This is a genomic window from Bacillus sp. JJ1764, from assembly GCF_036962145.1.
GTDB lineage: Bacteria > Bacillota > Bacilli > Bacillales > Cytobacillaceae > Neobacillus.
Genome location: NZ_JBALNY010000236.1, coordinates 1 through 5,817 on the forward strand (window position 1 = coordinate 1; position 5,817 = coordinate 5,817).

Below are 5,817 nucleotides of genomic sequence, written 5' to 3' on the forward strand. Positions count from 1 at the left end.
CAACTTTAAGCTGATCGAGGCCTGTAACAAGGTTTCCCATTCCAATAATCAGCTGTTCCTGGCCCGAAATTATTTGTTCCAAACTGGTATTTGCTGTAGTTAACCCGTCTTGTGCACCTTTAAGACCTAAATTAAGAGTGTTTAGGTAGGTTGCCATTGATACCTGTGGATCAGGAATTGCTGAGTCTGTGGCAGCTTTTACTTCTCCAACTGTATTTTTTATATCTTTATAGTTTGTATTTTCGGAAATACCAGGATATTTTTTCTCAAGCCCTGTAAATTTAGTATCTAGTGTTTGTAGCTTTTGGTGTTGTAGGGATAGTGAACCTACAACTTTTTCATAGTTTCCTTCTAAGGTACCTAGCCCGGAACTTGCTTTCTGATATCCCGCAAGCAATTGTTTACTTCCAACGGCTATTTTTTCAGATTCAGCTTTGATCGTATTTAAACCGTCAATTGCTTGCCCGGCCCCAATAGAACCACCTTTCAGCCCGGTCTCAATTTGCGCGAGGCCGCTTTGAAGTTCGCCCATCTTCGATTTCATTTCATTGGTGCCATTGATTAATTGACTAATACCATTGACTGCTTCATCCATTTTCGGCTGATTGGCTGCCATTTGGCTGCCTGCATCGGAAAGACCATCACTAATTTGTTTTAGTCCGTCATTTCCTTTGCCAATTCCTTCTTCTAAAGAAACGACTTGTTTAGAAATATAAAAATCATCAATGGGTTTCCCGGTAGGGCTGGTAACGGAACGAACCGTTTTGACATCATTTACTTTTTTAAGTTCCTGCCTAATTTTTTCTGTAATCCCGATATACTCAGAAGTATTCATTTGGTCATCATTCTTGATTACGATTTGAGTCGGCATTGATTCGCCAGGGCCAAATGATGTTGAAATGATATTAAAGCCCTTGATTGAGGCATATTCATCACTAATCTCTTCTAATGAATTGAAAGAAAGTTGGTCTTTAAAGGTAAATAAGAAGGGAACAGAGACGGCAGCAACGATGATAAAAGCAATTAATGGTCGAAGCATGGCAAACCGGCCCATGGCTCCCCAAATTTTACTGTCGCTATGTTCTAATTTGCCTTTCGATGGCCAGAATAGTTTTTTTCCGAGAACAGCCATAAAAAATGGAACAACGGTCACAAGTGCCAATAATAATACGGCTACCCCAATGGCCACAGCAGAAGCTGATTTATATAGCTGGAATGTAGAGAATCCAATGGAGGCAAATCCAATTAATACCGCGATTCCGCTAAAGAAAACGGTTTTTCCAGCTGTCTTGTAGGTAGTAATAATCGCTTCTGTCACATTTTCCTCTTTGGCCAATTCTTCTTTAAAGCGGCTGAGTAATAATATACAATAATCTGTTCCAATTCCAAAAAGGACAGCTACTAAGAAAATTTGGGTAAAAGTAGATAAAGGAAAATTCACCTTATCTACTAATATTGATACGACGGATTGTGCGGTTAAATAGCTGAAGCCTACCGTAATTAACGGAATAATCGGTGCAATTGCCGATCTGAAAACTAGCAGCAATACAGCCAAAATAAAAACAACCGTTATGCCCTCTGTTTTCTTTAGACCTTCTTGAGAGTTTGTAACAAGATCCTCGCCAATAACCCAGTTGCCGGTATAGTAATGTGATAGTTTAACATCACGAATAGAATTGTATAATTCTTTAATAATTTCCTTTGCTTGACGGTCATTTGCGGTTACCTTTATAGAAACTAAAATGGTTTTTCCGTCTTTTGAAATCAATTGGTCTTTTAATTCTTTTTGGTTAAAATGGGTTAGCAGATCTGTAATTCCTAATTTATCCTTGTTTTTTTCTAGCTCTCTTACAGCCTTGTCGGCTTGTTTAAAGTCAGCATCCGTCAGCTTTTTATCACTGTGAAAAACAAGGGCAGTAGATAAATTTGAACCCTTATTTTCATCTGCCTGTACATCCTTAAGAATTTTTTGGGCAATGGTGGAAGAGTATCCTTCTGGTACTGAAATCTGGCCTTTTTCTCTGACTAAGCCCTCCATATTCGGAGCAATCATGGCCAATCCGACAATAATGGCAATCCATGCAATCAGAATCATCCATTTACCTTTAATAATGGCCCGCACTAGTTATTCCCCCAATTCTTCCTTCTTCTTGTTGTTGATCATTTGAGCTAATTTTTCATACGTGTCTAAAAAAGACGTGATTTCAACTTCATCAAATTGAGTGATAATGGATTCGACTAACACACGTACTTTTTTCATGCAATTTTGGTGAAGCTCCTTGCCTTCGTCAGAAAGGGTTAAATAGATCACTCTACGGTCATTTTCATCACGGGTTCTTTCAATGAGTCCTTTGTCAACCATTCTGTTAATAATGGCCGTGATGGCGCTTTTATTTACTTCAAAAACCGCAGCTAGATCACTGGATGTACATTCACCGGTTTGATAAATGTACTTTAATATGTAGTACTGGTCATTAGTCAAATCATCTCCAATCTTACCTTTTATCAACGCTTCCGCTTTTTTATGCACCTGAAAGTTAAGTGAAATATAACGATCGATTAGATATTGAATAGGACTGTTTTCCATTTAAAGATTATCACCTCTTAAAAATTAGTTAAACTGTTTAACTATTAATGTGTTTAACTATATATCAGGGTAAAATGGTTGTCAATTGATTTCATTAAGGAAAAGTTAAGGATTTCATAGAATAATAAACTTATTCCAATATCAAATCTTCCTGACCCGTTGTACAGGATTAGAAAAGGAGTTTAGTATGTATGAAAAAATGGATCTGGATTGCTGTGAGTATATTGGTGGTGGGTATCATCGGTGTTCAATTATATTCTTCAACTACCAAAACATCAGCAGCAACCGTTAAAGAGAGAACAGCTGAAGTCAAGAAAGGTAAGTTGGAAGTTAAATTGAGTGGCTCTGGAACTGTTCAGCCAGTGGTCAGCAAGGATGTTGAATCCACCACAAATAATGATGAAATCGATGAAGTATTGGCATCGGTTGGGGAAGAAGTGAATGAAGGCGATGAACTTGTTACATTTACAGATGGCAGTGATCCCATTGTTTCACCGGCTAAAGGAGTTGTCACCTCAATTTCAGTTGCATCCGGTGATAAGGTAAACACGGGGCAAGTGGTTGCTCATGTTTCTGATTATTCGGATTTACAGACTGTCGTACAAATCGATGAATTAGATATTAGCAAGGTAAAAGTTGGACAATCTGTCAGTTTAAAAGTGAATGCATTTGCAGACCAAACCTACTCGGGGACTGTTTCAAAAGTATCTGAGGAAGGAACTTCATCAAATGGAGTCTCAACATTTGAAGTTTACATTCATATTGACAAAATCGATCATCTAAAAGTTGGCATGAGCACAGAGGCAAGTATTCTAACTGATACAAAAGAGAATGCTTTATATGTTCCGCTTGATGCTGTCCATTCATCAAAGGGCAAAAAATATGTAGATCTGTCAGGAGCAAGCTCAGAGAAAATAGCAATAAAAACAGGATTGGCAAATGAAGATTATGTAGAAATCACTGAAGGATTATCAGAAGGCCAAATAGTTAAGTTACCCCAATTAGCTGCCAGCAAGGCTACATCAACGACAACCTCTAATAATAACAGTCTTGGAGGTTTGGGAGGCCTGGGTGGAATGACTCGCAGTATGGGCAGAAATTGATCATACTACTTAAATCCGGATACCAATACAAGTGCTCCATGTGAATAAGAATCACTAAAAAAGTGGTCGCGCCTATTGCGGCCGCTTTAATTACTATATAATAGGGCTATTAGTTCTATTTTACTAGGAGAGATAAGATGCGATTATTAGTAGTAGAAGACAACCTTCCTTTATTAGAATCAATCGTTCAACTATTATCGGATGAATTCGAAGTCGATCAGGCCTCAAACGGTGAGGATGCCTTATTTTTAGCGATGCAAAACATCCATGATGCCATTGTTTTGGATGTTATGATTCCTGAAATTGATGGATTTCAGGTTCTGCAAACCATTCGCAAAGAGGGCTTGAAAATTCCGGTATTATTTCTAACTGCAAGAGACTCACTTGAAGATCGGGTAATGGGTTTGGACAGTGGTGGTGATGATTACCTAGTAAAACCGTTTCAAGCAGCTGAATTAAAAGCAAGAATTCGGGCCTTATTAAGAAGGAGCGGCAGTTTGACCACTAATCAAACGATCCAATACCGTGGAATTGAATTGTTCGGAAAGGAACGCGATATTCATGTTGACAATGAGCAGCTTAAACTAACAACCAAACAATATGAGCTGTTAGAATATTTAATCCAAAATAAAGGGGCTATTTTAACAAAAGAACAGATTTATGACCGGGTTTGGGGTTTTGATTCTGATACAACTATTGCCATTGTGGAAGTATTTATGCATCATTTGCGTAAAAAGCTTGAACCATTCGGATATCATAGCGATATTAAAACGATACGCGGTGTAGGGTATATGTTAAGTGAAGAGTAGGAGTAAGGCATGTTTCGGAAAACACACATAAAACTAACGTTAATTAATTCAATCGTTTTCATGGTATTGATCAGCATTCTAGCAAGTATTATCTATTTTTATACGGAAAATAAGTTATATAAGGATGTAAACCAATCTTTAATGGAATCAGTCACTCATTTTCAGCAGCCTCCTGGAGATATGGAAAAGCGGGACGATGACAATGCAGGGGCTCCGAAATTCATGAGAAGAGACCCGCGGATTATGACGTTAATTTGGGATGAAAATAATAAATTATTAACTGAACAAGACCGAAATTTTGAGCTTTTCCAAGGGAATGAGAAACGGATTCGACCAAAAAAGTTGAACACTTTGCAGGATGTTCAAGTAGAGGAGTTTTCATTTAGATATATGGCTGTAAAGGTGAACATGCCTGAATACGGGGAATTAACAATTCAATTTATCCGCAACGTCAACTCCGAAAAAGAGTTATTAAATAGACTTTTGTTAATTTTAATAGTCGGCTGTGGAATAGGGATCCTCTGTGCAGTGGCATCAGGTTATTTTTTGGCGGGAAGAGCCCTTGTACCCATCAAAAAATCTTGGCAGAAACAGCAACAGTTTGTTTCTGATGCTTCGCATGAACTAAGGACACCATTAGCGGTGATTCAAGCAAAAACCGACTTGTTGTTCCGTCAGCCATCAGCGACGATTCAAGAAAAGATATTAGATGTATCCGCGATTTCAACCGAATCACGTCGATTGTCCAAGTTAGTTACCAATTTATTAACACTAACGAGATCTGATTCCGACCAAATTGAAGTGAAGAAACAACTGTTCCAGTTAGATGAACTGTTAAAGGAAATTATGCAGCATTATGAAGAATTTGCGATGTATCAAGAAAAGACGATCCGATTGCGGGCACCCAAACCGGTCAAATTTTATGCGGATAAGGAAAGAATCCATCAATTAATTGTCATTCTTCTTGATAATGCGATGAAGTATACAAATGAAGGTGGGGAAATTCTACTAGCCTGCGAACAAACGCATAATTCTATTAGCCTTAAAGTAAAAGATACAGGAATTGGCATTCCGGAAAAAGATATTCCGAAAATCTTTGACCGTTTTTTCCAAAGCGATAAAGCCAGGACATCCGCAGAGGGAACAGGATTAGGGCTATCAATTGCAAAATGGATCATTGAAAAACATCATGGAAAAACAAAAGTTCAAAGCACCGTTGGCAAAGGAACTACAATTGAAATCACTTTCCCGAGAACCCAAAAAACATAAAAAAAACGACTAGATGAGCAGGTATTACTTTAATATAGGCTGTGTTAAA

5 protein-coding genes are annotated in these 5,817 nt (G+C 38.0%); 3 read left to right on the top strand and 2 right to left on the bottom strand.

What is annotated here, in order from left to right:
• Both V7083_RS23070 and V7083_RS23075 read right to left on the bottom strand, forming a co-directional pair.
• On the bottom strand, nt 1-2,122 hold a 2,122-nt coding region (locus V7083_RS23070; protein ID WP_335482481.1), incomplete at its 3' end, for an MMPL family transporter.
• A gap of 3 nt (nt 2,123-2,125) precedes the next feature.
• On the bottom strand, nt 2,126-2,587 hold the full coding sequence (locus V7083_RS23075) for a MarR family winged helix-turn-helix transcriptional regulator (protein ID WP_335482482.1): 462 nt from the start codon (nt 2,585-2,587) through the stop codon (nt 2,126-2,128).
• A gap of 191 nt (nt 2,588-2,778) precedes the next feature.
• On the opposite strand from V7083_RS23075, the gene V7083_RS23080 reads away from it, so the two are divergent.
• The 3 genes from V7083_RS23080 to V7083_RS23090 all read left to right on the top strand — a co-directional run bounded on the left by V7083_RS23080 (nt 2,779) and on the right by V7083_RS23090 (nt 5,768).
• On the top strand, nt 2,779-3,690 hold the full coding sequence (locus V7083_RS23080) for an HlyD family efflux transporter periplasmic adaptor subunit (RefSeq protein WP_335482484.1): 912 nt from the start codon (nt 2,779-2,781) through the stop codon (nt 3,688-3,690).
• Between the two features lie 137 nt (nt 3,691-3,827).
• The gene (locus V7083_RS23085; protein ID WP_335482485.1) at nt 3,828-4,499 is read left to right on the top strand and encodes a response regulator transcription factor; all 672 of its coding nucleotides are present in this window, start codon (nt 3,828-3,830) and stop codon (nt 4,497-4,499) included.
• A gap of 9 nt (nt 4,500-4,508) precedes the next feature.
• The gene (locus V7083_RS23090; RefSeq protein ID WP_335482487.1) at nt 4,509-5,768 is read left to right on the top strand and encodes a sensor histidine kinase; all 1,260 of its coding nucleotides are present in this window, start codon (nt 4,509-4,511) and stop codon (nt 5,766-5,768) included.
• The last annotated feature ends 49 nt before the right edge of the window (nt 5,769-5,817 follow it).

Excerpts from the sequence above, each read along its gene's own strand:
- V7083_RS23080 (WP_335482484.1), top strand. The coding sequence starts at position 2,779 with ATGAAAAAATGGATCTGGATTGCTGTGAGTATATTGGTGGTGGGTATC.
- V7083_RS23090 (WP_335482487.1), top strand. The coding sequence starts at position 4,509 with ATGTTTCGGAAAACACACATAAAACTAACGTTAATTAATTCAATCGTT.
- V7083_RS23085 (WP_335482485.1), top strand. The coding sequence starts at position 3,828 with ATGCGATTATTAGTAGTAGAAGACAACCTTCCTTTATTAGAATCAATC.
- V7083_RS23075 (WP_335482482.1), bottom strand. The coding sequence starts at position 2,587 with ATGGAAAACAGTCCTATTCAATATCTAATCGATCGTTATATTTCACTT.